Below are 26,400 nucleotides of genomic sequence, written 5' to 3' on the forward strand. Positions count from 1 at the left end.
CTTTTAAGCTATATAATTTATGCCGATCTCAGCTTTCAAGCCTTCAGCATCTAAAAGCTGTTTGAGTCGATCGACCTCAGCTTTAGTTCCGCTGCAAACACCACCGGGCATCTTCTTTTTTAGCTTCATAGCTTCAGCTAATGACAGCGACATAGCCGCGCGCAATATCTTTACTGCTAGCGTAGCGCGTTCTTCTGTTTCCAGAACAGTAAAGTTCCAAGTCCCTTCTTTCGCTAAAATCGCTTCTCTGAGTTCGTTAGGTAGAGTGCCGGTATCATCTAACTCGATTGCTTCGCCGCAGTGAGGGCAGTCATAAGATAGATGCCAAACAAGTTGTTTGTCAAAGACAGACTGACCGAAAAACATCTGTATGTCTTTGCCGCAATTCCCGCACAGTCCGTATAAATCGCCATTTCTAATTTCCAAACTATCTAGATTCGGACTAAAAGACTGAGGCCGTGAGAGTCGGTTCCGCAAGTTCCAAGCAAGCCGTGAGTTTCTGCTAAATCTTTGACTAAAGCAGTTTGTTTGGGACTCGGTTTCCAAGGATTTGGATTACCGTAGGCATAGTAGGTTTCTACGCCGTCAATTCCTAAACGAGCGGCTTCTGGGATTAGTTTATCTGCCGTCGATCGATACCGGCAAGGATGTGCTAGAACTGCTAAACCTCCTGCTTCTTGAATAGCTTCAATTACCCTGGCTGCTGGATAATGAGGGCTGCCTTCCGTACCTTTACCTCGCAAGTAAGGTTGGAGACTGGGATGTTGCGGATCGAAGGCGTAAGCGAGAATGTGTACGTCGTTGTTGAGCAATTCGGCATTAATTTCAGCACCCGTCCAGAGAGTTGGTGCTGCGATGTTGTTCTTGGGATGGTCTAATTTCCAATTATCCAACCAAATTTGAGCTTGCTCGTAGCCTTTGGTGCTGTGGTGGTCGGTAATAGCTAAGCCTTTGAGACCGATCGCGATCGCCTGTTCCATCACTTTTTCTGACTGCGATCGCCCGTCAGAGTTAATTGTGTGCATATGGAAGTTATAGGAACCGGGACAGCTATCGGCATCAATTGTCTGCAAGACTTGTTTGAGTGCTGAGATATTTTGGGCTTCAGGTTTGAGACTAGAATCGTGGCAGGGAGCGAGATTGACAGTCATAAGGGTTTCTATAAAAAAAACTAGCCTTGTTTAATATATCCAATAAATTGATATGTTGCACCGATCGCGATAGTCGCAATAGCGATTTACCGTGGCGCGGCGGCGGGTTTATGAGATTATTGATTTTAGGCAATTATGGTTGGTAAAACCTGCCTCTACAGGTTTGTTGAGAATGCCACAAGATATCAATTCAATCGCAGTTTAAACCTGCGGCTGCGGCTGTGGGAAATTCGATCGGCACAAATTTAACTCCAAACTGTTCTTTAGAACACGGCACAAGATGCGCCACTCGTTGAGGAGGGTTTTTCCGATTTCCAGTCTTCGAGTCAAACTCAATTATACCCGTGGCTCCTTCTGCTTTAAAGTTGGGAGCGGCTAAAGTTTTTTGCATTCCTTCGCGGCTGGGTTCTGGCTGCATTTCTAGGGCTTTAATCAGCGTCCGGGCGGCATCGTAGGTTAAAGCCGATCGAGTATTGACCGGGCCTCCCCACAATTTGTCAGCGTTTTGGGGAAATTTTTTGTCAAAACTGATTAACGGATGCCAAAACACGGATACGCCCAGTTTTTCAATAGACTTTAGCTCTTTTGCTACTTCTAATGTTCTCTGCTCGTACAGCGTCCAGGGCCCGACAATCCAATTGCGATCGCTGTTAATTTTAATCATTTCGATCGCATTTTCTAGGGAATTGGTGACTTGACCGTCGGGAATGACAAGTAAGGCTGTTTTTCCGGCTTTCTCAACTTCTTTGATAGCTGCTTTGGCGTTAAAATTATTTTTAGATAAGTCGTAATAATTACTTACTCTAAAAGTCGCTCCTCCTTGCGTTTCAAATTGCTTCTTGAATTCTTCCCACAAAGAAGCGCTGAACGGACTGTTGGGATTGTAAAATACTGCGGCTTTTTTCTCGCCGACCGCTATCAGTTGATTTACTAAAGATTCAGCTTCTCTGCTAGTTGTCGGAGCCGTGCGAAAGAAAAATTTTCGAGGTTTTCGCGTCAGTTCTTCTGTTGTGCTTCCCGGAGAAATGGCGACCAGTTGATTTTGATTGTAAATATCTACGGTTTCCACAGTCATGTCGCTGGTGTAGTGTCCGATGACTGCTATAATATCGGGCTGAGCGACCAAATAATTAGCCCTTTTAACTGCGTAGGATTTGATATTACCGTCATCAGCAATGATGACTTTCAGACCTTTTTTCCTAATAGCTTTTGGTTCGAGAAATCCTTGACCGGGAAAATCTTTATTGCTGCTGTCATTGGGTTGGATAAGACCTAAATTAACTTCGGTTTGAGCTTGAGCAATGCCGCGCAGCAGTTCTTCTGCTAAATTTGCGTTGAGGATGCTGCCGTTCTGATTTCTGCGAATGGGAACAACAATTGCGATCGTGTAATATTCTGCATTTATTGCCTTCAGCAGAGCATTGTTAATGTAAATTAAAGTTTCTGGATCTCTGCGGTCTTCCCGCCAGGACTGTTTGAGCAATTTTAAAGCTTCGGGATAATTTGAGTCGGCAAACTCATTAATTCCCCTTTGTTTTGACCACAGGGCGGAGGTTTGCACTAGGAGTTTTTCGCCAGAACTTACACCATCTGCGGAGAGTGTAGGAAGCGTTGGTTGCGGGGAAATTATCGGGATTAGGGGGCGAATTCTGGGGATTAAAAGTACGATCGCCCCACAAGCCGCAATTCCCGCAACACCTAACAGCAGCCAGCGAAAGCCCGATCGCAACTTCCGCGAAGTTTTGGGTAACTCGGGCCCTGGGACGATCGGCAAATCCAAGTCTTGCAAAACTTCATCAACCGATTGGTAGCGGTCTTGAAAGTGGAAACGCACCATCTTGGTGATAATATTTTTGAGCTTGTCGCTAACTTGTACAGCAGGGCGATCGGGCGTCGAGTAATCCCAGACAATTTCACCAGTTTCGGGGTCTTGCGGCAGATTGATGGGACGTTGGCCTGTGAGAGCTTGGATGGCGATGATTCCGAGGGCGTAAATGTCGTTGTAGGGTTGCGGGAGAGACCGCGGATTGTATTGTTCTGCCGGCATATAACCCCTGGTGCCGATCGCCTGCGATGTGAATATTTCACCTGTAGAGTTAGAGGTAAAAGTGCTGATTTCTTTGACCGCCCCAAAATCTATTAAAACAATTTTTTTATCTGTTTCGCGCCGAATTAAGTTAGAAGGTGTAATATCGCGGTGAATAATATTTTCTTGATGGACTGATTTTAATATTTCCAGAACTTCACGCAAAAAGGCAACGGTTTTTTTCTCATTCCACCGCTCGCCCGCAGTGAGTTCTTGACTGAGCGGATGTCCTTGAACGTATTCTTGAACTAAATAATAAAAATGGTTGTTGGCTTCAAAGCGATCGAATAATTCGGGAATGCGCGAGTTATTGCCGAGACGGCGCAAAGCGTTAGCCTCCGTTTCAAATCGTGTCCTTCCCCTCTCTAAGACTCGCGGATCGTTCGATGAGGGAAAAGGAATTTCCTTAACAACGCACAGAGGATTATTGGGTTTGTTTATTTGTGCAGCCGTGTAGGTTCTAGCAAACCCTCCCTGTCCCAACAAAGCGATAATTTTGTAGCTTTCGTGCAGGATATCCCCTAAGTTGACACACATAAATTTTCCAACACCTCTTGACAGGCTGCGGTCTTTAATGTTAATTATAAACTTTTTTATGTCCAGATACAGCTTGGCAACATATCAAATTCCTCTGTGTCTCTATCAAAAACACTATAAATATCAGCAATTAGCAATTCTCTATTAGTTATGACTGATGACTAATTATCAATTATCTTTCTGCTAACTTGCTGAGTACAAAAGCAGCTAAAAATCCGCAGACAGTAATTAGTCCCGCAAAATCGTGAGTTTCATCGAATGCTTCGGGCATCATGGTATCTGAGATCATTGCTAAAATAGCCCCTGCTGCTACGGCGGTAGTTGCGGCTATTACTTCCGCAGAAAAGCCGCTGAAAACCGTATATCCTAACAATGCTGCGATACCGGAAATAACTGCGATCGCGCCCCAAACTCCAAAAACGTAAGCGATCGATCTCCCTGCTTTTTTCATGCCGGCGGCGCTGGAAAGTCCTTCGGGAATGTTGGAGAGGAAAATTGCCGCTACTGTCACCCAACTGACAGCGCCTCCAGAAATCATGCTGACGCCAACGACGATCGACTCGGGTATCCCGTCTAACAGCGCGCCGAGGGCGATGGCTAATCCGCCACCGCCTGACTCTGTTTTAGCTGGGTGCAAAGCGCCCGATCGCTTGCGGTGTTTTGCTCCCTGTTGACTCAAAAACCAATTGGCGGCTGTGTAGACAGCAGCGCCCCCCAAAAAGCCGAGCGCCGTCGAGTCGAAACCGCCGCGCTTGTAAGCTTCATCCATCAGCTCAAAGGATAGCGCTGAAATCAGCACACCAGCGCCAAAAGCCATAATTGTCGCGATAGCCCGCTGAGGAATGCTCGCAAAGTAACCCACCGCCGCTCCCAGTAGCAGCGCCGAACCCCCCACTAAACCCCAAAATCCTGCCTGCAACCACACTGGAAACATCAGTCGCACCTCAAAGGAAAAATTTTTATGCCCGCTGGAAAATTATATAGTTTTAATTGCGGGACGACAGCGGGTACAGCATTTCTCAACCGAGCGAGGTACTGCCTCTTTAGCAAGCAATTTCCAATGACTAATGACTAATAACTAATGACTAATGACTAATGACTAATGACTAATGACTAATGACTAATGACTAATAAAAACAAATTCCCCGGCATAACCGGGGAAGGAAAAATATTTAAAAAAGTAATGTTGTTTTAATAAATTGAATTTGCCAAAAAGCGGCGATAAATTAGTAGCAGCCCTTGTTAATTTGAGAGCGGACGTCGGGGCGGGCATTCCTGTGCAGGTGCCGCACCCGATCGCATTTTCCAGTCTCAAGAAAACAGTTGCATTCATATTTGAGTACCAGTTAAGCTTGGCTGCTGTTGCGAGTCTGGCTAGCCAGCTCCAACAGTTGCGCCCAGCGTTTTTGGACTTGTTTGGGAGTGCATTTGAGCGCGGTGGAGATCGCCTTGTCGCTTTCTTGATTCCGCTTCATTTCTAACAGTTGCTGCATTTCCGGCGACAGTTGAGCGCGAAATGCTTCCCATTTGTCAGAAGTCATTCCCAGCTTTTGATCGACATCAGCACCCAGCCATTCGTGCACGAGTTTCCAATTTTGAGTGCGGGCAAATTTTTCGACGTGGTACTTAAAGCGCTGTTGCAAGTAGTCGCGCTGCCGGGAAGACAAACCGAGAACTTGATCGATTTCCGAAGCCGAAAGGTCTTGCAATTTTAAAGTTAGGTAGTCCACGCATTCGGGCTGATTTTGAGATTCCAGATAAGCGATCAATTCCGAGACTACTCGATCGCGCAGCACAGCATCAGCCGGATCGACAGTTTCCGATACCATTTGCTCGCGCACTTGTTGCAGCGCCGGAGAGCGGCTGTACATTTCCGCATCTTCTCCCTTGCCGGATTCTACAGCCATTTCAATGTCGATCGCAGTTTCGGGAGGTTGGCCCTTGGCAAATCCTTGAGCGCGCAACACGATCAGGCGCTGGCGGTTGCGGCCGGGCAAACCGATTTGGCGCTTGGCGTAGTGTTCGGTAAAAGCCATGTACTCAGCCAATTCTAGCTGCGTGCGGGGCTGGTAGGTGAGATCGAGTTGGTGTTCCCGGCGGAAAGCTCGCAGAGATTCGATGTAAAAGCCTTGCAAAAAGTCTTCAATCATGTTGTAGCGAGCTTGGAAGTTCAAGTTCGATCGGAAAGAAGCAACATGGCGGTAAATCATGGCCGCGAGGTGAGAGTGCAGTTCGACGCGGCCTTGTTTGGAACCGAGGCGGTAGTATTGGAGGGTTTTTTGCAACCGGTGCTCGGCCAAGGTGATTTGCCAAGCTTCCACTTCGCCGGAAATTTGGATGCGATCGCTTTTTTGGCAAATCCGTTCGACTTCCTTAGCAATCCGCATCGCCACTGCTTGAGTGCTGCGACTGGCAGTTTTCATTTCCGCTTGCAATTCTTTGAGGGCGAAGTTAGCCAAAGCGAGGATATCGATGCTGGGAACATTGATTTCGGCGGTTTGTTCGCTGGAGGCGGCCGGAATGCTGTTGAGGTCAGAAGCGGTGTTGCAGTTGACGGTGTTGGTGGCAGCTTTGACAGTCATGGCGTTTATCGGGTGGTAGGGCACAGCGGGTGTGCGAGGACATTTGTCAGAGAGTGAGGCGGCAGTTGCTGGCGGTTTCGCTTGCTGTGCTGATTCAACTCTCTATACATTGAATGTTACGGAAGTAGAGATAACCGCAGTGATGCCTGTGTTCCACTCTCTCATGCAACAGTTTTTGGCTGCTGAATCTGATTCTAAGCACTGGCTGTGGGAGATTTGTTTTATTGCCCTTAAAGCCTTACTGTACAAGCATTCTGAGCTGTTATGCGGGTGTGGCGATCGCGACAAAGATTGACGGTGTTCCGGGGCCGCTGAGTGGACGATTTACAAACTGGTTTTTTAAGGGTTTGATGTTCTGGAATCGGGATGGGAGAAAATGTAGCGAAAACCCATGTCTTCTGAACCTACGCAACAGCAATTAGGAAACCCGGTCGATCTGCAAATTTGGTCTTAGTAAAACGCGCAACGGCCTTTTTTGAACGAACCGTGAAGACGCAAAGGACACGAAGGAAGACAAGAAAAGTAATAGTGTAGGGTGCCGGCAGAGAGCTTTGTTTGCAAACAATTCACCCGGATTCTCTCTCTAATACCAAAGTCACCGGCCCGTCATTCTCGATCGAGACTTGCATCATCGCTCCAAACAAGCCTGTCTCGACTTTTAAGCCGCTCTGGCGCAACTTTTCTACAAATTTCTCATAAAAAATTTCGGCTCGTTCCGGAGCCGCTGCTCGGTCAAAGGAAGGCCGCCGACCTTTGCGGCAGTCGCCGTAGAGCGTAAACTGACTCACAACCAGCAACTCACCGCCGATGTCTTGTACGGACTTGTCCCAGCGGCCGGTATCCCTAGCCGAGTCGGGAAACAAACGCAATTCTAGGCATTTGCGAGCCATCCAATCGAGTTCTGCTTCGGTGTCGGTATCTGCAATACCTACAAGCAAGTTAAGTCCGCAGCCAATTTTGCCGACAATTTGACCGTCAATTTCGACTTGAGATGATTTGACTCGCTGGATGATGACTCGCATGGGAAATTAGAAATGCTTAAATTTAAAACTAAAAATCAAAAGGTAAACTTACCTTTTGAATAGGAACGATCGAAAGAAACCCGGTTTCTCGGATAAATCTCGGTTTTGACCGCGAAGTCTCGACGAAAAAACCGGGTTTCTAGCCAGCGCACGTCTGTTCTGTTTAATTTTCAACCTTTAGTTTTTCCCAAAACCTTTGCCACGACTGGTTGAAGGCATACAAAGACAGTTTTCGAGTTGCGATCGCAAATTCTCGGTATCCAAACCCTGACCGATGAGAACAAGCTGGTTCTTCCGCTCACCTTTCCACTCGCCATCGTCCATCGAAAATCGCTTGCCGCTCAAATGGAAAATATGCCGTTTGGGACTTTCTTCAAACCACATAATCCCTTTCGCGCGAAACACGTTTGTTGGCAGTTGGTGGTCTAAGAAATATTGAAATTTCCTCAGAGAAAAGGGCTTGTCGCTCTGGAAAGAAATTGAGGTAAATCCGTCATTTTCTAAATGGTTGGAGTGGTCGTGACCGTGATGGTCATGATGGCCGTGGTCGTGATGGTCGTGATGGTCGTGATGTTCGTGGTCGTGATGGCTGTGATCGTGATGTTCGTGGTCGTGATGTTCGTGACTGCTAGGAGTTTCCTCAGATTGGAAATATTTGTCAGATTCAAACAATCCTACACTGAGGACAAGCGGCAGTGGAACTTGCGATTTTACAGTTCGCAGAATTCGAGCACCTTCTTTGACATCGCGAATCTTAACTTCCAACAAATCTAAATCTGCTTCCTCAACCAAATCTGTTTTGTTGAGGATAATTATATCGCCGTAAGCTATTTGACTGTAAGCTGCTTGAGAGTTGAACAAATCTAAGCTGTAGTTGGCTGCGTCTACTACTGTAACTATCGAATCTAGACGAGTTAGGTCGCGAAGTTCTGTGCCTAAAAAAGTCATCGCTACTGGCAGCGGGTCGGCGAGTCCGGTTGTTTCGACTACTAGATAATCGAGATTTTCTTGACGTTCCAGAACTTTGTAAACTGCATTAACTAAATCTTCATTAATTGTGCAGCAGATGCAGCCGTTGTTCAGCTCAACCATGTTATCCTCGGTGGTGACAATCAGTTCGTTGTCGATGCCGATTTCGCCAAATTCATTTACCAAAACTGCTGTTTTCAAACCCTGTTGGTTGGTCAGGATGTGGTTTAGCAGGGTTGTTTTGCCGCTGCCGAGAAATCCTGTAATGATGGTAACGGGTAAGCCGTGTTTGGGAGCGTCCATCGCCAGTTCTGTTTCGGACTGAGTTGTAGATTGCATAGCTTGAATGTCAAATAAGGTCTGAAACTTAAACTTGTTGTTCTTATTGTATCTTATATGAATTCCGAACAGCGCGTTACCAGCGCTAATTCTCGGAAGTTGCCAACAATTCGATCGCACCTGTTTAATTTGGCGATCGAATTGTTGGCAAAAGTACGTCTAGGAGTTGCTCTGCAACGTGTTTCCAGGTAAACCCACTCGCTACAAATTTGGGGCCTGCTTCCCGAGAGCGATCGCACAACTCCGGCTGTTCTATAATATTTTTCATTAAGGCGATCGAATGTTCTAAATCTGGCATCAGGCGAAATATCGGGCGATCGTTAGAAGTACCTTCTTGAAACGTACTTTCGACGTGCCAAGCAAAGTCTGGAGTTGTAAAATCATCCGTCGGGCCGCCTTTAGTGCAGATAAGCGGCAAGCCGCAAGCGATTGCTTCTAGTGCTGGCAAATTGAATCCTTCTGCTAAATAAAGAGATACGTAGGCATCGGCTGCTTGATAAAGTTGAGCCATTTTTGCAAAAGGCAGTGTTTCTCCTATGTAAGCCATGCGCGGCAGAACTTTTTCTGCTTCGTCAAATGTCAGTTCGTCTATGTTTTGAGCGATCGGAGAATCCGACTCATATATTAATTATTCTCCTTTCAACAATAATCTGGCTTCGGGATAACTTTCAACTACAACTGCGAAAGCTTTTAACAATAAATCGATGCCTTTATTGGGAGATCCTGCACCGACATTCAAAAATACAAATCCGTCCCATCCTAGCTGTTTCCGCAAAGCTTCGCGTTCCGATTTTGTTAAAGGTTTGTAAATATTCGGATCGGTGCCGCAGGGTATGACAATTGTGCGATCGGGATTCGCACCGCTGCGGATAAATCCGGTTTTCGACCAATGGGAAGGCGTAATAATAATGATATCGGAGTTGCTGTGTCCTTCGCGCAGGGAAGCTGCGCCCGTTATTCTAAAGTTTTCGTTGTGCAGAATTCCCCATTCTGTTGTGGCAAACAAGCACGTCCGTTTTGTGTTTGAGGATGCAAAATTGTAAGGTACTGAGATCCGTAAGGTAGCGTCTGCTTTTAGAGACGCGGAAGGGTGAGGAATATTTTTTATTGCTGCTTCAGCAGTTGCGTCTAACAAACCGATTGCTGGCTGCCAATTTTCGTCTAGATATGGGATATCTTTGTGAAAAATTTCTAAGTTGGGATATTTCAGCATTTCTAGTAGCTGAAATTGATTGGCGATCGCGTAGGAGTGCGGCAAAAAGCGCCAGCACTCAACAATTATACGCATTTATTTGTTAGTTGTGATTTGTTGGTTGTTATTTTTTACGGCTCATCATCACCCTTACCAATGCCCTATTACAATTACCAGTTACCCATTTATATCAATAATTATTTGGTTAAAAAGTTATGTAATCAAAAGTTTATTTGTCAATTTTATAGCTCGTTTTTTCGGGTAGTATGGCACCTAGCAACTGGTCTAATGCGTGTTGCCAAGTAAATTTTTTAGCTACAAAACGGGGGTCTGTAAGTTGAGCTTTGGCGGTAAGTGAAGGTTGTGCGATAACGGTCTGCATCCACTGAGTCAAATGTTCCATTCATGAGCAAAAATAAATAGTTGTTCTTTTGCTATTTCAACAGCCATAAATTTACTTTCTACGGGCAGTCCCAAGTCTGGGTAAGTGAAATCGTCTGTAGGACCACCGGCTGTACAGATGACAGGCAAACTGCAAGCGGTGGCTTCTAAAACAGGCAGCTTAAAGCATTCTGCAAGATAGGGAGAAACGTAAGCGTCTGCTGCTTGGTAGAGTTGAGCTATTTGAACAAATGATAGCTGGCTACCAGTATAAATTAATCGGGACGAAATTTTTGCTCTTTCGGTAGCGTTGAGGACAACTCGGCTGGCTTCGGCAATCTCGTCTCTGGAGGGATAGAGTAGTTCTGAGCCTTTTCAAACTAATCTGGCACGGGGATATTTGTCAACAACCGCAGCGAAGGCTTTTAATAAGGGGCGAATGCCGGGAGCATCCCTATGCGTGCAAAAATATTAAACTGTAAATTCACCATAATAATTTTAATTATGGAGCTGCCTAAAATATTTAAACCTCAACGAAAACAGGGCGGTGGCTACCTATAGCCACCGCCCTCAAGATAGTATTGCGCTATCTAAGCCTGTGCTTACGCAGGAAGCAAGACTGAATCAATAACGTGGATGACGCCATTATCAGCAACAACATCGGCTGCTGTAACAGTAGAATCATTGATTTTGACGCCATTGGAAGCATCAATTTTCACTTCTGAACCTTCAACTGTCTTGGCAGATGTCAGGTTGACCACATCAGCAGCCAGAACTTTGCCGGAAACGACATGATAAGTCAGGATTTTTGTGAGCTTAGGAATGTCATTAAGCAGTGCTTCTACAGTACCTTCGGGAAGCTTAGCAAAAGCTTCGTCAGTAGGCGCAAAAACTGTGAAGGGGCCAGCGCCTTTGAGAGTATCTACTAAACCAGCAGCTTTGACAGCAGCAACTAGGGTTGTAAAAGAGCCAGCCGAAACGGCGGTATCAACAATATCAGCCAAGTGAGTCACCTAGTTTTTGTAATCTATAAATCACTATAACGCTAAAAAGTTAATTTAGCTACATTAATTTTTTCTCTTGTTCTGTCTGGTTTTCTGAATATTAAAATAGCACTTTTTTTATTTAACTCCTTTCCTAAAATACCTATCTAAAGGTAGATAAAAATTTTCGGATATTACTGTATTTTAAATTAGCAATTTAATCCTAAATACCTTAGTTAAGACGATCGCCCCTGCGCGCTGTTTAAACTAAACGCAGGGGCGATGTCTGGGAACCCTCGCCCCTGCTGCGACATTTTGATTAGCTTAGCCAAACATTCAACATCCTGCATCGCGCTAACGCACCGCAAAAGCCCGCCACCCCGACTGATGGCAACAGTTTGGGAAATCCCGATCTAAACTGTTAACAACCATTAACTAGCGGAAGGGTGACATGAGATACAAACTACTAGGTCACAGCGGACTTCGCGTTTCGGAAATCTGCCTTGGAACCATGACTTTTGGAGAAGAGTGGGGTTGGGGCGGTTCCTACGACGAAAGCCGTAAAATGTTCGACGCCTTTGCAGAAGCGGGCGGCAATTTCATTGATACCGCGAATCTCTACACCAACGGTACTAGCGAAAAATATGTCGGTGAGTTCATCGCAGCCGATCGCGAAAAATGGGTAGTTGCCACTAAGTATAGCCTCAACATGAAGAATGGCGAAATCAACGGTTTCGGCAACCACCGCAAAAATATGGTGCAAGCAGTAGAAGCAAGTTTGAAGCGATTGCAAGTTGAATACATAGATTTGCTGTGGCTGCACGCTTGGGATTTTACGACACCCGTCGAAGAAGTGATGCGCGCTTTTGACGATTTGGTGCGCGCCGGCAAAGTTCTTTATATCGGCATTTCCGATACGCCGGCTTGGATTATTTCTCAAGCAAATACGATCGCAAACCTGCGCGGTTGGACACCATTTATAGGCTTGCAAATCGAGTATTCTTTAAAAGAGCGAACTCCCGAACGGGACTTGATCCCTATGGCAAAAGCCTTTGATATTGGCGTCACAGCTTGGAGCCCCTTAGCAGCCGGCTTGCTGACAGGAAAATACAACACTTCAGAAACAGCCACCGAAACTAAACGGCTTAATTCACCGGACTCTGGAAAAATTAACGAACGAGACCTCAAAATTGCTGACGAAGTTAGCAAAATAGCAGCCGAAATTGGCAAGCCTGCTTCTCAAGTAGCCCTAAATTGGCTGCGACAACAGCCAGTCAAAGTTATTCCAATTGTCGGTTCGCGCAAACTCTCGCAACTTCAGGAAAATCTCGCTTGTTTGGAGTTTGAATTAACCCCGGAACAAATGCAGCAGTTAGACAAAGTAAGTGCAATTGAATTGGGTTTTCCCCACGATTTCTTAAAGAGTTCGACCGTGCAAGATTTTGCCTTTGGAGGGGGAATCACCAAAATTGATAGCAGCCGACTGTAAAGTTGCTGCTATTTTTTAGTCGCGGGTTTACGTGGATATTTTGCGTTCGATCGCAGATATCGGCGAACCCGCCCTTAGAGGGATGATTGATATTTTTGCTGTGGGCGCGACGTTAAACTCAGGCCCACAGTGCAAATGTCATCACATTGGTTTCTTGCTACTGACTCGTGCAAAATCTTAGGTTTATCCTTGCCGTTACCTGGTTTCTTTGCTATTGTTGAGACAGGTACTCTTCGGTGAGTTTAACCCCACTGCATAAACTGTCAATTGTTAATCTATCGGAAGTCAGAAATCTCTGGTGCAGCTTTGTATATTAGGATACAAATTTTCCATGCGAGCGATCGGATGAGTTTAAAAAAGGCTAGGTTTGTTAAATTAAAAAGCAACATAAACTTGAAGGGAAATTTTCTATCCTCTCCAAATAAAGCAATAAAACTAGCTCTTTTTTCACCCCGTAGCTGCCAGTTAAGGGTGATTTTACAAGGTCGATCGGCATTTTAACCGCTTTTGAACCCAGCGTGTAAGCTAAGCGCATCCTGAGATAGAAGTCATCCTTCAGATAGAAGTTATGGCAGAAAAACTGGGTTATAGTTAACAACAATAGCAAGTATAACAATATTAACTTATCTCCCCGTTTCAATTCTGAAAAAAGCAGATAAGCGTGTTTCTCCGCAGCTAAACAGTTTCTTTGTTTGGTTCCATGAATGCGGCGCTTGCTCGTCAATAAAAGTTCTCAGATTGATGCTTCTTGCGACTTTTAGCAAGACACTGCTGAGAAACAGATTCTATTGACAAATTTTCATTGACAAATTTTCATTGACAAATTCCAGAGGCTAATTATGTCGCCCCCCCCAAACTCAGTAAACAATAATTATAGCCGCAATAAAGGTCGAGCATGGGAGATCCGATTTACCTCTATAGATCCTGCCAAATCGCCTTCTCAATTCGCTCCCTCGCCGGCCTTGCGCGCTAAATTATTAAAAGCTGATTCTTTAGATGCACCGGATTTAGTTTGCCTGTCTCATTTGCGGTGGAATTTTGTCTATCAGCGTCCGCAACATCTCTTGGGTCGCTGTGCGAAAAGTCGTCGCGTATTCTTTGTAGAAGAACCGATTTTTAGCGAGGCTACAGATTGGTGGCTTGATGTCAGCATCCACGAAAGCGGAGTCTGGGTAATAGTACCGCACCTGAGTGAAGGAACCAGCGAAGCAACAGCACAAACTGCTCAGCAAGCCATGCTAGATGATTTGTTTAAAGCAGCAGAAATTAGCCAGTACATCCTCTGGTATTACACACCAATGGCTGTCAGTTTCACAAGCCACTTAAAGCCGCTAGCTGTAGTCTACGACTGCATGGATGAACTCTCAGCATTCCAAGGCGCGCACCCGGATTTAAAAGCCAATGAAAACCAATTATTAAAACGCGCCAGCGTAGTATTTACCGGGGGACACAACCTTTACGAAGCCAAACAGCACCAGCACCCAAACATTCACGCCTTCCCCAGCAGCATCGAAAAAGAACACTTTGCGACAGCCAGGAATCTTTCAGAAGAACCAGCGGATCAAAAAGACATTCCTCACCCGCGTTTGGGATTTTATGGCGTCATAGACGAACGCATGGATATCGAACTGCTGGGGGGCATTGCCGAAGCAAGGCCGGACTGGCATTTAGTCATCATTGGCCCGGTGGCGAAAATCGATCCGGCAACTCTGCCAACTCACTCAAATATCCACTATCTCGGTGGCAAATCTTATCAAGAACTGCCAGCGTATCTTGGCGGGTGGGATATAGCCATGCTGCCTTTTGCGATTAACGAATCGACTAAGTTTATTAGTCCGACGAAAACTCCAGAATACCTCGCTGCCGGCAAACCTGTGATTTCTACTCCTATCCGCGACGTGGTGCGGCCCTACGGAGAAAACGGCTTGGTTCGGATTGCTAGTAATTCTGAAGAATTCGTTGCTTGTGCCGAAGAAATCTTCAGCGAAAGTTCGGACGTTCGCACCAAGTGGCTTAGCGAAGTAGACGCTTTTTTAGCAGACAATTCTTGGGACAATACCTGGGGCGAAATGTTGAGGTTGATCGAAAGTGCGATCGACGAGAAAAGGCCGAAAGCAGAAGGCAGGATGAAAGTTTTAAGTTAGGAATGTTGAGGTTTAAGTTAAAGAGTTACCAATTTATGAATTCAAAACTTAACACTCAACTATGCTCGCTTGTTGATTACCAATTACCAATTACCCTTACCAAAAATCAGAGGTGTTTTAATGTTTGACTATTTAATTGTCGGAGCAGGTTTTGCAGGTAGCGTCATTGCCGAAAGACTAGCAAACGAGGCAGGAAAAACTGTCTTGATAATTGATACCCGCAACCACATCGGGGGCAACGCATACGATCACTACGACAATCACGGCATCCTGGTACACAAATACGGCCCCCACATTTTTCATACCAATTCGCGCCAAGTTTTCGAGTATCTTTCGCGGTTCACCGAGTGGCGGCCCTACGAACACCGCGTCCTCGCCAGCGTTGACGGTCAATTGCTGCCAATTCCGATCAATCTCAACACCGTAAACCAACTTTACGGACTGAATCTCACCTCATTTGAAGTAGAAGATTTCTTCGCGAAAGTAGCAGAACCAAAGGATTACATTCGCACTTCCGAAGATGTAGTTGTCAGCAAAGTCGGTCGCGAACTTTACGAGAAATTCTTCCGCAACTACACCCGGAAACAGTGGGGAATGGACCCCTCGGAACTCGACAACTCAGTGATTGCGCGCGTTCCCACTCGCATTAACCGGGACGATCGCTATTTCACCGATACCTATCAAGCAATGCCCCTGCACGGCTACACTCGGATGTTTGAAAAGATGCTTTCTCACCCAAACATCAAGGTGATGCTGAATACCGACTACCGGGAGATTGAGGGTTTTATCCCTTACGGAGAAATGATTTACACCGGGCCTGTTGATTCTTATTTCAATTATTGCTACGGCAAACTTCCTTACCGTTCCTTGGAATTCAAGCACGAAACGCTAAACGTACCCGTACACCAAGCAGCACCGGTGGTAAATTACCCCAACGAGCATTTATATACTCGCTGCACGGAGTTTAAATACCTCACCGGACAAGAGCATCTAAAAACTAGCATTGTATACGAATATCCCCAAGCTGAGGGAGACCCTTACTACCCGGTTCCGCGTCCAGAAAATGCCGAAATTTACAAGAAATATAAGGCTTTGGCTGATGCAACTCCGGGAGTTTCTTTTGTGGGAAGGCTGGCGACTTACAGGTATTACAACATGGATCAAGTGGTCGCTCAAGCTTTGACAACTTACACTCAAATTACTACCAAGCCGGTGATTGAATTGGCGGCGAATGTTAACGGTTCTGCCTCTAATGTAAGCTCCTCGAATGGAGTTGTCGATCGCCCAGCCGCAGCTTCTCTAGAAGTCGCTGCTGTCAACGGCAACGGCAACGGCAACGGCGGCAAATCTGGTAGCAAGTAGCTGGAATCTGTGAGTTTGTAAGGGTCAAAATGTCTGGTGATCCGTGAGCACCCTACGGCGATCGCTAAAAACGTAAGGTATGCACGGATCACCCTACTCGGTTTGGATCAAAATTTATTTAACAATTCAAACAAGTGTTGAGGTGAAAATGAGAGTTATAATTAAAATAGTTTTGTCTCATGAGATTTTGCAAACTTCTCAATTTCCGCATTTCCATAAAGAAATAGAGCGCTTAATTGAAAGTGGTGGCAAAATTCTGATGCTCGATTTCTCAAAAATTAATTTCCTGAACAATTCGGAGTTAATGGCTGTAGTGGCGATCGTAAAATTAGTTAGAGACAGCTCCTGTATACTTTTGATATCTGCCATGAGCGAACAAGTTAGAATCCTATTTGAACTCACGGGACTCGAACAAATATTTCAGTGTTTGCCGCCTGTAGAACATGAAGTTCCCCTCAAAAGTGAGCTAACTGACCATTTAGGAGGTTTGCACAGTCTTGCTAGCTAAACTAGAGTTATGAACTCGGGAGAGTGTCAGACTCAGAGTGGCCCAGAGGGGAAGAGACCCAGACAGGAGAGATCCAGAGTGTCCGACTCGGGGATCAGAAAAATCTTGCTTCTTCCTTGCTTCTGACTAATGACTAATGACTTCTGCCTTCAGCACAAGACAGCCTTTAGATGAGGCTGTTTTAATTTGCTAAACTTTTACAATTAATCAGCAAAAAACTTGTCAAAGTCGGGGTAATTGTCGCTAACCTATATATATAACTTCGGGTAGATGTGCCGATGAGCTGGTTAGGTAGAGAGCTAGAAAATTGCGATATTGAAGAGTCTGCAACTGTTGACAGCAAGGTAACTGTTCAAGGGCGGAAAACAGGTTATCCGCGCCCCCAATTGCGCCGCAGCAACTGGATTTGTCTTAACGGTCAGTGGAGGTTTGCTTACGACGACGCGGGAGGCTGCGTGCAGCCGATCGATATTTCTGAGTGGACTCACACTATAGAAGTGCCGTTTGCTCCTGAATCGGCAAAAAGCGGCATCGGCGACACGAATTTTCACGCCAACTGCTGGTACGAACGCGAATTTGACTTACCCCACACAGAAAGCAGAGTGCTGCTGCACTTCGGGGCCGTAGACTACCGCGCGCGCGTCTGGGTGAACGGTCAGTTTGTCATCCAACACGAAGGCGGACACACTCCTTTCACGGCAGACATTACAGCAGTTTTGAACCTCAACGGGCCGCAGCGGGTGACAGTCTGGGCCCAAGACGACCCGCAAGATTTGGAGCAACCGCGCGGCAAGCAAGACTGGCAAATAGAGCCCCACAGTATTTGGTATCCGCGCACGACCGGCATTTGGCAGACAGTCTGGGTAGAATTGGTGCCTCACACTTATATCGAGCGCATCCGCTGGACTCCTCAGTTTGAACGCTGGGAAATCGGTTTTGAAGCGTTTGTCGCGGGCGATCGCCAGTCTGGAATCCAGATTAAAGTTAAACTGTCGATCGGCTGTATGCTGCTGGTCAACGATACCTACGAAGTCATCAACGGCGAAATCCACCGCCGCATCGCCCTCTCCGACCCTGGTATCGACGACTACCGCAACGAACTGCTGTGGAGTCCCGAAAAGCCGACGCTAATTAACGCTCAAGTGCAGTTGTGGGCGGACGGCAAATTGCTCGACGAGGTTAAATCTTATACCGCCATGCGGACGGTCAGCATCCAGCGCGATCGCTTCATGCTCAACGGCCGCCCCTACTACCTGAGGCTGGTGCTCGACCAAGGTTACTGGCCCGACACCATGATGACTGCCCCCTCCGACGAAGCTTTGCGTCACGATGTCGAATTAGTTAAAGCAATGGGTTTCAACGGCGTCCGCAAGCACCAAAAAATCGAAGACCCGCGATTTTTGTACTGGGCTGACGTGCTCGGGCTCCTAGTTTGGGAAGAAATGCCCAGCGCCTACCGTTTCACTCCCAAAGCCGTGCAACGGCTGACGCGGGAGTGGACGGAAGTCATCGACCGCGACGCCAGCCACCCCTGTATCGTAGTCTGGGTGCCGTTCAACGAATCCTGGGGAGTTCCGAATTTAGTAGAAGCCGCAGCCCACCGCAACTACGTGCAAGCCCTTTATTTCTTGACAAAAACCCTCGATCCGACTCGCCCCGTCATCGGTAACGACGGCTGGGAAAGCATCGATACCGACATCCTGGCGATTCACGACTACGACAACAACCCGCAAACTGTGGCAAAACGCTACGGGCCCGAAGTCCAGCTAGCCGATTTGTTCGATCGCGGGCGTCCCGGCGGGCGCATCCTCACCCTGGACGGGCACCCGCACCAAGGACAGCCGGTGATGCTGACAGAATTCGGCGGCATCGCCTGCGCCGGCCGCGAAAACCCGGATTTTCACAGAGTTTGGGGCTACGTGCGCGCGTGGGACACGATCGAACTGCAAAGGCGCTACACCGCGCTGCTGAAGGTGGTAAACCAAGTGGAAATGTTCAGCGGATTTTGTTACACGCAATTGACCGATACTTACCAAGAAGCTAACGGTTTGCTGTATGCCGATCGCACTCCCAAATTTCCCATAGACGTAATCGCGGCGGCAACTCTCGGCTGGGATATTCCCGAAGAAAGTTCACAGCCACAAGCTATTACTCAGTGCTAATTGGTGATTAGTCAAGAAAAAAGTAAAAATCTGAGATTTTTTTCTGATTTCATTTTGACTTTTACCGATCGATATACTTCTTACAAAAATACCGTTTGTAGTAAGGACTTTAGTTTTTTATGATTGAAATCTAAGGACTTTAGTCCTGACTGCAAACCTGAATGCCCCATTACCCATTCGATTGATGTTTCAAAGTTTTTTCATGGGCGGATTTGAATGTTCCACCCACAGAGTGCAATCTGGAAAACGCCTCGATGTCACAGCCGCCACCGGTCACGATAAATTTGCAGTCGCCGACTACCAGCGCTTGCAGGATCAAGGCATTTACACAGTCCGCGAAGGCCTGCGCTGGCACTTAATCGAACAGACTCCCGGAAAATACGATTTTTCCAGTTCCCTTCCCATCATCCGCGCCGCCCGCGACATGAAAATGCAGGTAATTTGGGATTTGTTTCACTACGGCTGGCCTGACGATATTGATATTTTCAGTCCCGAGTTTGTGTCTAGATTTGCTCAGATGGTGCGCGCTTTTATGGAAGTGCTAACTGAGGAAACCGACCAAACACCTTTCGTGACACCTGTCAATGAAATTTCATTTATTGCTTGGGCAGGCGGCGAAGTTGCTTATATCAATCCTTTTGCCAAAGGAAGAGGAGACGAACTCAAAATCCAGTTGATTAAAGCAGCGATCGCAGCGATAGAATCAGTTTGGGAAGTCAATCCCCGCACCCGCATAGTTCAAATCGACCCCACAATTAACATTATTGCCGATCCTGATAAACCGGAGGATCGGGACGAGGCGGAAGGTTATCGCTTATCTCAATATCAAGCTTGGGATATGTTGGCGGGACGCTTTCGCCCGGAACTCGGCGGTAAGGAAAAATATCTCGATATTATTGGGGTGAATTATTACGATCGCAATCAGTGGATTCACAATGAAGAACCGATGAAATACAGCGATCCGCTGTACCGCCCGTTTCGTGAACTGCTGCAAGAAGTGTTCGAGCGCTACCGCCGCCCCTTATTCGTAGCAGAAACAGGCACTGAAGACGATTTTAGACCTGTCTGGTTTAATTATGTGTGCACTGAGGTAGTGGCCGCGATGAAAGCAGGAGTTCCAATAGACGGAATCTGCTTGTATCCGATTGTCAACCATCCGGGTTGGGATGACGACAGGCACTGTTACAATGGTCTTTGGGATTATTGCAATGAATCGGGCGATCGAGAAATTTATCAGCCTTTGGCGGATGAACTGCAGTTTCAAAGGCAGCAGATTGAACCGTTGCTGAAGTTGAAGAATTGATAGCTGCGATCTAATTCTGTAGGGTGCGCTGCGGCGCACCTTATACTAAATCTGCGTTAAAAATTCCCGATGATTTCCTAATATTTTGTTCGATCAACTCAGCATAAAAGAGTCAAGCTCATCTACATTATGAATAATCTTGGAATCAGGAACGCCATAAGCTTCAGCTAATTCGATACTAGCTTGCAATCTCAATTCAAGGTTTAAGTTAGAGTCAAAAGCTGCTTCCGCTAAGTTACCTAATCGTTCATAGGTAGCAACAAGATTAGCAACGGCTGCCTTATAACCGCGGTCAATTTTAGCGAGGGACTGTTGATAATATTGTTCCACTTGTCGAGCAAGATAAGTATCTTTTCCCAATAACTGCTTGCAGAAACCAGTCACAATTCGACCTGCGATCGCACCAATGACAGCGCCAACAACAGGAATCGGAATCAAAGCTTGTCCGATAGTAGCTCCAGCAGCAACAATGGCTGAATCAGCACAAGCGAACAAACTTAATTCAACGAATTGATCGCGAGTAATTTCCCCTCGATTCAAACTACCGACTAAACTAGCAATTTCCATGCCTGCACTAACAAAAGCACCAGCTAAAGGTGCAGATATTTGGGCAAAATTGGTTAACCCATAAATAGCCGTTGCCGATATACCACTAAGCGCAGCTCCTTTTGCGGTATCAAGTCCAATTTCTTGCCAATCTTCGAGGGTTAATTCGCCCTTGAAAACGTTTTTACCTTGCTTATACTTGGCGTAAAGCTTAGTAGCAAATCGAATACTACCACCAATAACCGCGCCTTTAACAGCAACGTTACCAAAATCAGCCAGAGTAGGTTGAGCCTCGTAGCGTATCCCATCCTTAATTTGTTTGTGTTCTTGCTTTAATTCATGCTCTTTGCGGTCTAGCGTATCGTCAACTTTGCCTATTTGCACATCTTCATAGTTAGACGATCCAGCTTGAACAGTCTGAGTGAAAGGACGACCAGACATCTGCTCTATTTCTTGAGCTTTTTCTTGTATTTTTTGAGCAGTACGACTTGTTATTCCCTCGACTTGTTGCCCTTTCAATATTTTATCAATAATTTCATATTGGTTTTTAGGGATGTGGTAATATGACCCATCTCTGCCAAAGTTTTCGTATTTATTCATGTGGTCGAGAACGTGGTCTAAATTATTGCCAATCCCATTCACAAATTTAGACTGTACTTTAATACCATCAATTAAATAATCTTCCGGTGCTGTTCTACCCACTCCCTCAAAAGTAGCGCGAGTTTCAGAGGAGTTCAAAATAGATTTTGCATTGCGAATACCAACTTCCACTTGTTCAGCTATTTCACCGTGTTTTGTGCTTGTGTTTCCCAGAATTTTTTCGGGGATACCTACAAAATCACGAACTTTATCAATCTCCCCGATCGCTGCAAAAAAGGCTCGGTCTTGTTTACTGAGTTCCGTTGCAAGCTGTTCTGCATGGCGCAGATTTTCCTCGGCTACTATTGCAGCAACGAATTGAGTTGTCAGATGTCTATCTTCTCTTTTTTCCATGTTTAAAAAATAGCAGCATTACTCCCTAATTGCTAGAGAACAATGCTGCACTCCTAATTATAATTACAGTTTCAGGTCTACGGTCTTTTTAAGCGACTGGCTCAGCGCTTCAATAGAATTGATTAAAGTCGCCAGCCTTTGTTTGAGAGATGACCTAAAATTCAGGTAATTCAAAGCTGCATTCTGCTTAAAGTATTGCAGTTCACTTTGAATAAAATTCGCTAGTTTGACAGTTTCCCCCTCAAGAAGATTGACTTCTTTCTTGGTGATGTTGACTTTAGCTGTGTCACCTTCAATTTCAAGAGCGCGGTTAGTAGCTTCTCTCCCAATTTTCTCATTCTCGCTACTTGTCCAAAAAGCACTACCAGCCAAAGCTACACCACCAATCCCCCAGCCAATCGGCCCTGCTAGTGCCAGCAGTGCATTTCCAGCCACCATACCGCCACCACCCACAGTAAGAGCGCCACCTCCTAACCAGGCTAAAGCAGCGTTAACGGCGGCTGCACCGGAAAGAGAAGCAATCGCAGTACCTGTTGAGGCTGTTCCAAAAGTTGTGGCAATTGCCATTGCTGCTGCTGGCCCAAAACAGGCAACTCCTGCTCCAGCCATGACTCCTGCACCACCTGCTGCTGCTACATTGCTGTTATGAGCCGAATAAATTAGATCCCAATCTTTGCCAGTAATTTCCTTGAGCTGAAACTTCAGTTTTGTAACGACTTTGCTAAACTCTTTTGGCGAATTGGCCAACGTGTTAATGTAATTTTCGCATAGTTGGATAATCTCAACCCCCCGATTAACTCGCGTTTGATAAAGACTTCCAGCGGCATTTTGTAAATACTCACAATCTCTTTGGTACTTTTCTACTGCACGGCGCAGTCTATCTTGTGCCTCTTTTTTGTATTCGTGGTTAAACATTTACGGGTAAATACCTAATTATGAGGAGTTTGTGTTGATAACTCTGTCGAGCAGAAAACGGTACGTCGCAAGACGTGAGCCTTTCCCAAATTTCGTGTGTAAAATTAATCACGTTCCTGCTTTCCATGATACTAACCTAACTACCTTTAACAAAGAAACTAATAAGCATTAGGAATCGTGTTAGACTTTGATTATAAAAAATCTAGAAACATATCCCCTGCAATGGCATCCTCTAACGATCGCTTCCCCGAAGCTGCCCGCGACTGGGACTTAGAAACTCTTTACACAGACCTAGCATCCGCCAAGGGAAAGCGACTCACGCCCACAGAAAAACAACATCTACGGGGTCTACTCTGCGGCTACAGTCCCGCCGAAATTGCCGAAAGGCTCAGTAAAAACCCCAAGGGAATTGCCGTAGATTTCTGTAATACTTTATACCAATATGTAAAAAATCTTGTAGGCAAAGCTGATGAAAAGGTAGAAAACTGGAGGAAGATTTGTGAATGGCTGGAGGACGCAGGATATAAAACTCAGTCGTCTCCCGAACCTGAATCTGACGATTGTTTATCCGCAAAAATTATAATAAAAAAAGCAAATGTAGTTCTTGATAAAAATCAAATCATAGTTGATATAAACCTGCGAATAGTGGCCTCCTCACCTTCAGAAATCCCAATCATAGAAAAGTTTGATATTAATGGCAATGGTGCAAACTAAGGTAAGTACGATCGCACTCCTCATAACAAATCACACTTAAATACTTCCTTTATTCTTCAGTCCGCGCAGGCGGACTTTGTTTGTGTAGGCGCGGTTTCAACCGCCGAGTATCTTTTTAACATAATTTGCGACTTTAGATAGGGGCCAATTCTCCAAGCACGAAGTTATACTCCTAAAATCTATTAAAAGCGATCGCCCGCCCCAACCAAAATGTACGTCCAAACATTGCTAAAACCAGACGGCCGCCCACTCACACTCTACAGCCGCTACCCAATCCCAGAAGGAATCGCGGCCGTAAGTCCCAGCAATGAACCCGTACAGGCGAACCCGCACTTTCGCTGGCATCCTTTGCGGGGGGAATGGGTAGCATACGCCAGCCACCGTCAGGGAAGAACTTTCATGCCGCCGCCGGAATACAACCCGCTGGCTGCTACAATTAATCCCAAATTCCCGACAGAATTGCCGCCTGGAGATTACGATGTAGCTGTTTTTGACAACCGCTTTCCCTCGCTGACTTTGCAGGCAAAAAACGCACCTGCAAGTATTGTGGAAACTCTTCCTGCTAAGGGCATTTGCGAAGTCGTTGTTTTCACTCAAGATCCGCTGGCTTCCCTTGGCGCTTTGGAGTTATCTCACTTAGAATTGTTGTTAGAAGTCTGGGCCGATCGCACTTCAGTTATCGGCAGCAATCCCGAAATTCAATACGTCTTGCCTTTTGAAAATCGCGGCGTAGAAGTCGGAGTAACTTTGCACCATCCCCACGGTCAAATTTACGCTTATCCGTTCGTGCCACCAGTGCCTGCGCGGATGTTAGAATGTCAGTCGGTTTACTATCAAAAAAACAGTAGCGGTTTGCTGCAAGATTTGATTCAAAAAGAGATTGCGGACAAACAGCGAATTATTTATTTAGACGAAGAGGCGATCGCCTTTGTCCCCGCTTGCGCCCGCTACCCTTACGAAGTGTGGATTGCGCCCATCGCCCCCGCTGCCACGTTTATCGATCTTACCGAAAAACAGCGCCAATCACTCGCTAAAGCCTTAAAAACAGTCACCCTCAAATACGACGGTTTGTGGCACCGCCCGTTCCCTTATTTGATGGCTTGGTTTCAAGGGCCCACAGACGGGAAACCGCATCCAGAAGCGCATTTGCACGCCCAATTTTATCCGCCCTATCGATCGAGCGATCGGCTAAAATATCTAGCAGGAACCGAACTAGCCGCCGGAATGTTTGCCAACGACGCTTTACCCGAAGAAAAAGCTAAAGAATTGCAAGCAGTATCTATCGAATTTAGATTTTAGATTTTAGATTTTAGATTTAGGAAATGTTAACTAAAATCAGTGATTTTCTTCCTTCTTCCTTCTTCCTTCCCCCCTTCTGGGGCAGGGGGAGTTGACTTCTTCCTTCTTCCTTCTTCCTTCTTCCTTCTTCCTTCTTCCTTCTTCCTTCTTCCTTGTTTCATATATGATAAACTCATTAAACCCAGAAGTTGACTGCAAACTCGAATTCATCCGCAAAGCCTTAACCGAAACAGGAGCGATCGCCCTTCGCTTGCGCGGTACAGACTGGTTTGCTTGGGCCACAGCCGGCGGTTCCCATACAGTATTGCTAACCGCAGAAACCGGAGTTGCAGAAATATTAATTACCGCCGAAAACGCTTGGGTTCTCACCGATGAAATCGAAGCCCAGCGCTTGCAAGATGAAGAATTGCCAGCCAACTTTCAAATGCACATCTATCCTTGGGCAGATGTTTCACAGCGCGAAGCTTTTGTCAAAGAAAATACTGGTGGCGGTAACGTGATGAGCGATCGGCCAATTTATCCCAAAGAAACCCCAATAATCGCATCTTTACAGTCTCGCAAACAGACAATGATGTCAAGCGAATTAGAGCGATACCGGCGAGTCGGGCGTTTAGCCAGCGAAGCGATGACAGAGGTACTTTCCGCAGCAAAACCAACATGGACAGAATATCAGCTAGCGGGAGCCGGTGCTGAGGCATTGTGGGCGAGAGGTTTGCATCCAGCCCTGACATTAGTTGCTGGAGAAAGGCGTTTGCCGCTGTACCGCCACGCCACCGCAACCGCCGAAGAAATTGGGAGGCAAGCAATGTTAGTATTTTGCGCGAGGGGATGGGGTTTGTATGCAAATTTAACCAGATTTGTCAGTTTTGATTTTCTTGGAGAAAAGCATTCAGAGTTGCACCGACAAGTCAGAGAAATTGAAGCCGCCGCGCTGAATTCGTGCCGACCGGGAGTATCGTTAAATGCGGTTTATGATACCCTTAAAACTGCCTACGAAGAGCACGGATATCCTCAAGCAATTCGGGAACACCATCAAGGCGGAACTACCGGATATTTGGCGCGGGAAATTGTGGCGAATCCGGCTACTTCAGATATTTTGGCAGAAAATATGGCTGTGGCTTGGAATCCGAGTTTGTCGGGAGCAAAAATAGAAGATACGTTTGTAATTCACAGCGATGGAACGTTGGAAAATTTGACATTCGATCCGAATTGGCCGAGTGTAGAAGTAGCGGGAAGATTGCGGCCTGTACCGCTGGAAATATGGGACGATCGACCATTGTCCATTTAACTTATCGCTCTATGTCCATCTCAGGCGCGATCGAGCCATCATGACCTGGAAAACGATACTTTCATTTATTGTCAGTGCAACAGTCCTGACTCTAATGAGCGGTTGGCTGATGGTCGCAAATCTGCTGCCGATTCAAGCCGCGATCGACTACAGCGAGGCGGAGCGCAGTTTTGTGCAGATTTGGCTCCAGGTAGCGATCGTGATTGGCTTGGTCTTGCCTGGAGTTGCATTTTTGGTGTCGATACGTCACCCCAACCTGCGGGCTGTTTTTGGATTCTATTTGTTAGTTCTGACAATTCAAATTGTCAGCGAACAAATTTTCAGTCGCGTTTTTTCTTCTAGTATATTAGACATCTCCAAAATAGTAACATTTTGTGGTACAAGAAGATCGTAAAGCTTTTTTGAGACAGAAACATGAGCGACATCCTGAATCAT

The 26,400-nt window shown here is 46.1% G+C and carries 25 protein-coding genes; 11 read left to right on the forward strand and 14 right to left on the reverse strand.

Annotated elements, in window-relative coordinates; translation table 11 throughout:
* Window positions 1-3: 3 nt before the first annotated feature.
* The 5 genes from E5S67_RS10010 to E5S67_RS10030 all read right to left on the reverse strand — a co-directional run bounded on the left by E5S67_RS10010 (window position 4) and on the right by E5S67_RS10030 (window position 6,356).
* On the reverse strand, window positions 4-426 hold the full coding sequence (locus E5S67_RS10010) for a hypothetical protein (RefSeq protein ID WP_172186887.1): 423 nt from the start codon (window positions 424-426) through the stop codon (window positions 4-6).
* A 5-nt stretch (window positions 427-431) separates the two neighbouring features.
* Window positions 432-1,151 (reverse strand): PHP domain-containing protein, encoded by a 720-nt coding sequence (locus E5S67_RS10015; protein ID WP_172186888.1) that lies wholly within the window; start codon window positions 1,149-1,151, stop codon window positions 432-434.
* Between the two features lie 190 nt (window positions 1,152-1,341).
* Window positions 1,342-3,774 (reverse strand): bifunctional serine/threonine-protein kinase/ABC transporter substrate-binding protein, encoded by a 2,433-nt coding sequence (locus E5S67_RS10020; RefSeq protein ID WP_172186889.1) that lies wholly within the window; start codon window positions 3,772-3,774, stop codon window positions 1,342-1,344.
* A 172-nt stretch (window positions 3,775-3,946) separates the two neighbouring features.
* On the reverse strand, window positions 3,947-4,708 hold the full coding sequence (locus E5S67_RS10025; RefSeq protein WP_172186890.1) for a ZIP family metal transporter: 762 nt from the start codon (window positions 4,706-4,708) through the stop codon (window positions 3,947-3,949).
* 412 nt (window positions 4,709-5,120) lie between these two features.
* The gene (locus tag E5S67_RS10030; protein ID WP_172186891.1) at window positions 5,121-6,356 is read right to left on the reverse strand and encodes a HetZ-related protein; all 1,236 of its coding nucleotides are present in this window, start codon (window positions 6,354-6,356) and stop codon (window positions 5,121-5,123) included.
* Window positions 6,357-6,387: 31 nt separating this feature from the next.
* Here E5S67_RS10030 and E5S67_RS10035 point away from each other — a divergent pair, with 31 nt between their 5' ends.
* Window positions 6,388-6,651, forward strand: coding sequence for a hypothetical protein (locus E5S67_RS10035; protein WP_172186892.1), 264 nt, complete (start codon window positions 6,388-6,390; stop codon window positions 6,649-6,651).
* A 271-nt stretch (window positions 6,652-6,922) separates the two neighbouring features.
* Here E5S67_RS10035 and dtd read toward each other — a convergent pair whose 3' ends face one another.
* The 6 genes from dtd to E5S67_RS10060 all read right to left on the reverse strand — a co-directional run bounded on the left by dtd (window position 6,923) and on the right by E5S67_RS10060 (window position 11,263).
* Entirely contained in the window at window positions 6,923-7,378 is a 456-nt protein-coding gene (gene dtd, locus E5S67_RS10040; RefSeq protein ID WP_172186893.1) for a D-aminoacyl-tRNA deacylase, read from the reverse strand.
* Between the two features lie 177 nt (window positions 7,379-7,555).
* Window positions 7,556-8,686, reverse strand: coding sequence for a CobW family GTP-binding protein (locus tag E5S67_RS10045; RefSeq protein WP_172186894.1), 1,131 nt, complete (start codon window positions 8,684-8,686; stop codon window positions 7,556-7,558).
* Between the two features lie 124 nt (window positions 8,687-8,810).
* A complete protein-coding gene (locus tag E5S67_RS33250) occupies window positions 8,811-9,311 on the reverse strand; it encodes a glycosyltransferase (RefSeq protein WP_339382818.1) in 501 nt (166 codons plus the stop codon).
* Between the two features lie 3 nt (window positions 9,312-9,314).
* Window positions 9,315-9,974 (reverse strand): hypothetical protein, encoded by a 660-nt coding sequence (locus tag E5S67_RS33255; RefSeq protein WP_246276713.1) that lies wholly within the window; start codon window positions 9,972-9,974, stop codon window positions 9,315-9,317.
* A gap of 294 nt (window positions 9,975-10,268) precedes the next feature.
* Window positions 10,269-10,598, reverse strand: a complete 330-nt coding sequence (locus E5S67_RS33260) for a glycosyltransferase (protein ID WP_339382819.1) — start codon at window positions 10,596-10,598, stop codon at window positions 10,269-10,271.
* A 263-nt stretch (window positions 10,599-10,861) separates the two neighbouring features.
* Window positions 10,862-11,263 (reverse strand): fasciclin domain-containing protein, encoded by a 402-nt coding sequence (locus tag E5S67_RS10060; RefSeq protein WP_172186909.1) that lies wholly within the window; start codon window positions 11,261-11,263, stop codon window positions 10,862-10,864.
* A 430-nt stretch (window positions 11,264-11,693) separates the two neighbouring features.
* Between E5S67_RS10060 and E5S67_RS10065 the strand changes: the two genes are divergently transcribed.
* The 6 genes from E5S67_RS10065 to E5S67_RS10090 all read left to right on the forward strand — a co-directional run bounded on the left by E5S67_RS10065 (window position 11,694) and on the right by E5S67_RS10090 (window position 20,210).
* A complete protein-coding gene (locus tag E5S67_RS10065; RefSeq protein ID WP_172186895.1) occupies window positions 11,694-12,731 on the forward strand; it encodes an aldo/keto reductase in 1,038 nt (345 codons plus the stop codon).
* 839 nt (window positions 12,732-13,570) lie between these two features.
* Entirely contained in the window at window positions 13,571-14,875 is a 1,305-nt protein-coding gene (locus E5S67_RS10070) for a glycosyltransferase family 1 protein (protein WP_172186896.1), read from the forward strand.
* Window positions 14,876-14,995: 120 nt separating this feature from the next.
* Complete coding sequence (gene glf / locus E5S67_RS10075; protein ID WP_172186897.1) at window positions 14,996-16,237, forward strand: UDP-galactopyranose mutase; 1,242 nt, start codon at window positions 14,996-14,998, stop codon at window positions 16,235-16,237.
* A 148-nt stretch (window positions 16,238-16,385) separates the two neighbouring features.
* A complete protein-coding gene (locus tag E5S67_RS10080) occupies window positions 16,386-16,745 on the forward strand; it encodes an STAS domain-containing protein (protein ID WP_172186898.1) in 360 nt (119 codons plus the stop codon).
* A 278-nt stretch (window positions 16,746-17,023) separates the two neighbouring features.
* Window positions 17,024-18,907, forward strand: coding sequence for a glycoside hydrolase family 2 protein (locus E5S67_RS10085; RefSeq protein WP_172186899.1), 1,884 nt, complete (start codon window positions 17,024-17,026; stop codon window positions 18,905-18,907).
* 184 nt (window positions 18,908-19,091) lie between these two features.
* Window positions 19,092-20,210: a glycoside hydrolase family 1 protein gene (locus tag E5S67_RS10090; protein WP_246276714.1), complete on the forward strand. Its 1,119-nt coding sequence runs from the start codon at window positions 19,092-19,094 to the stop codon at window positions 20,208-20,210.
* 93 nt (window positions 20,211-20,303) lie between these two features.
* Here the strand turns inward: E5S67_RS10090 and E5S67_RS10095 are convergent, their stop codons facing one another.
* Window positions 20,304-21,749: a hypothetical protein gene (locus E5S67_RS10095; RefSeq protein WP_172186901.1), complete on the reverse strand. Its 1,446-nt coding sequence runs from the start codon at window positions 21,747-21,749 to the stop codon at window positions 20,304-20,306.
* 63 nt (window positions 21,750-21,812) lie between these two features.
* On the reverse strand, window positions 21,813-22,664 hold the full coding sequence (locus tag E5S67_RS10100) for a hypothetical protein (RefSeq protein ID WP_172186902.1): 852 nt from the start codon (window positions 22,662-22,664) through the stop codon (window positions 21,813-21,815).
* A 222-nt stretch (window positions 22,665-22,886) separates the two neighbouring features.
* Between E5S67_RS10100 and E5S67_RS10105 the strand changes: the two genes are divergently transcribed.
* On the forward strand, window positions 22,887-23,378 hold the full coding sequence (locus E5S67_RS10105; RefSeq protein WP_172186903.1) for a helix-turn-helix transcriptional regulator: 492 nt from the start codon (window positions 22,887-22,889) through the stop codon (window positions 23,376-23,378).
* A gap of 210 nt (window positions 23,379-23,588) precedes the next feature.
* On the forward strand, window positions 23,589-24,677 hold the full coding sequence (gene galT / locus E5S67_RS10110) for a galactose-1-phosphate uridylyltransferase (protein WP_172186904.1): 1,089 nt from the start codon (window positions 23,589-23,591) through the stop codon (window positions 24,675-24,677).
* A 26-nt stretch (window positions 24,678-24,703) separates the two neighbouring features.
* On the opposite strand, the gene E5S67_RS10115 is transcribed toward galT, so the two are convergent.
* On the reverse strand, window positions 24,704-24,853 hold the full coding sequence (locus E5S67_RS10115) for a hypothetical protein (protein WP_172186905.1): 150 nt from the start codon (window positions 24,851-24,853) through the stop codon (window positions 24,704-24,706).
* Here E5S67_RS10115 and E5S67_RS10120 point away from each other — a divergent pair.
* Together E5S67_RS10120 and E5S67_RS10125 are read left to right on the forward strand one after the other, a co-directional pair.
* Window positions 24,841-25,965 (forward strand): M24 family metallopeptidase, encoded by a 1,125-nt coding sequence (locus E5S67_RS10120; protein WP_172186906.1) that lies wholly within the window; start codon window positions 24,841-24,843, stop codon window positions 25,963-25,965. The two genes, E5S67_RS10115 and E5S67_RS10120, sit on opposite strands and share 13 nt — an antisense overlap.
* A gap of 40 nt (window positions 25,966-26,005) precedes the next feature.
* Window positions 26,006-26,359, forward strand: coding sequence for a hypothetical protein (locus E5S67_RS10125; RefSeq protein ID WP_172186907.1), 354 nt, complete (start codon window positions 26,006-26,008; stop codon window positions 26,357-26,359).
* Window positions 26,360-26,400: the final 41 nt, after the last annotated feature.

This window comes from Microcoleus asticus IPMA8 (assembly GCF_013179805.1).
GTDB classification, from domain to species: domain Bacteria; phylum Cyanobacteriota; class Cyanobacteriia; order Cyanobacteriales; family Microcoleaceae; genus Microcoleus; species Microcoleus asticus.

What these genes read in the sequence shown, in the direction of transcription:
- E5S67_RS10015 (WP_172186888.1), bottom strand. Translation starts at nt 1,151, where the DNA reads ATGACTGTCAATCTCGCTCCCTGCCACGATTCTAGTCTCAAACCTGAA.
- E5S67_RS10020 (WP_172186889.1), bottom strand. Translation starts at nt 3,774, where the DNA reads ATGTGTGTCAACTTAGGGGATATCCTGCACGAAAGCTACAAAATTATC.
- E5S67_RS10025 (WP_172186890.1), bottom strand. Translation starts at nt 4,708, where the DNA reads ATGTTTCCAGTGTGGTTGCAGGCAGGATTTTGGGGTTTAGTGGGGGGT.
- E5S67_RS10030 (WP_172186891.1), bottom strand. Translation starts at nt 6,356, where the DNA reads ATGACTGTCAAAGCTGCCACCAACACCGTCAACTGCAACACCGCTTCT.
- dtd (WP_172186893.1), bottom strand. Translation starts at nt 7,378, where the DNA reads ATGCGAGTCATCATCCAGCGAGTCAAATCATCTCAAGTCGAAATTGAC.
- E5S67_RS10045 (WP_172186894.1), bottom strand. Translation starts at nt 8,686, where the DNA reads ATGCAATCTACAACTCAGTCCGAAACAGAACTGGCGATGGACGCTCCC.
- E5S67_RS33255 (WP_246276713.1), bottom strand. Translation starts at nt 9,974, where the DNA reads ATGCGTATAATTGTTGAGTGCTGGCGCTTTTTGCCGCACTCCTACGCG.
- E5S67_RS10065 (WP_172186895.1), top strand. Translation starts at nt 11,694, where the DNA reads ATGAGATACAAACTACTAGGTCACAGCGGACTTCGCGTTTCGGAAATC.
- E5S67_RS10070 (WP_172186896.1), top strand. Translation starts at nt 13,571, where the DNA reads ATGTCGCCCCCCCCAAACTCAGTAAACAATAATTATAGCCGCAATAAA.
- glf (WP_172186897.1), top strand. Translation starts at nt 14,996, where the DNA reads ATGTTTGACTATTTAATTGTCGGAGCAGGTTTTGCAGGTAGCGTCATT.
- E5S67_RS10080 (WP_172186898.1), top strand. Translation starts at nt 16,386, where the DNA reads ATGAGAGTTATAATTAAAATAGTTTTGTCTCATGAGATTTTGCAAACT.
- E5S67_RS10085 (WP_172186899.1), top strand. Translation starts at nt 17,024, where the DNA reads ATGAGCTGGTTAGGTAGAGAGCTAGAAAATTGCGATATTGAAGAGTCT.
- E5S67_RS10090 (WP_246276714.1), top strand. Translation starts at nt 19,092, where the DNA reads ATGTTTCAAAGTTTTTTCATGGGCGGATTTGAATGTTCCACCCACAGA.
- E5S67_RS10095 (WP_172186901.1), bottom strand. Translation starts at nt 21,749, where the DNA reads ATGGAAAAAAGAGAAGATAGACATCTGACAACTCAATTCGTTGCTGCA.
- E5S67_RS10100 (WP_172186902.1), bottom strand. Translation starts at nt 22,664, where the DNA reads ATGTTTAACCACGAATACAAAAAAGAGGCACAAGATAGACTGCGCCGT.
- E5S67_RS10105 (WP_172186903.1), top strand. Translation starts at nt 22,887, where the DNA reads ATGGCATCCTCTAACGATCGCTTCCCCGAAGCTGCCCGCGACTGGGAC.
- galT (WP_172186904.1), top strand. Translation starts at nt 23,589, where the DNA reads ATGTACGTCCAAACATTGCTAAAACCAGACGGCCGCCCACTCACACTC.
- E5S67_RS10120 (WP_172186906.1), top strand. Translation starts at nt 24,841, where the DNA reads ATGATAAACTCATTAAACCCAGAAGTTGACTGCAAACTCGAATTCATC.
- E5S67_RS10115 (WP_172186905.1), bottom strand. Translation starts at nt 24,853, where the DNA reads ATGAGTTTATCATATATGAAACAAGGAAGAAGGAAGAAGGAAGAAGGA.
- E5S67_RS10125 (WP_172186907.1), top strand. Translation starts at nt 26,006, where the DNA reads ATGACCTGGAAAACGATACTTTCATTTATTGTCAGTGCAACAGTCCTG.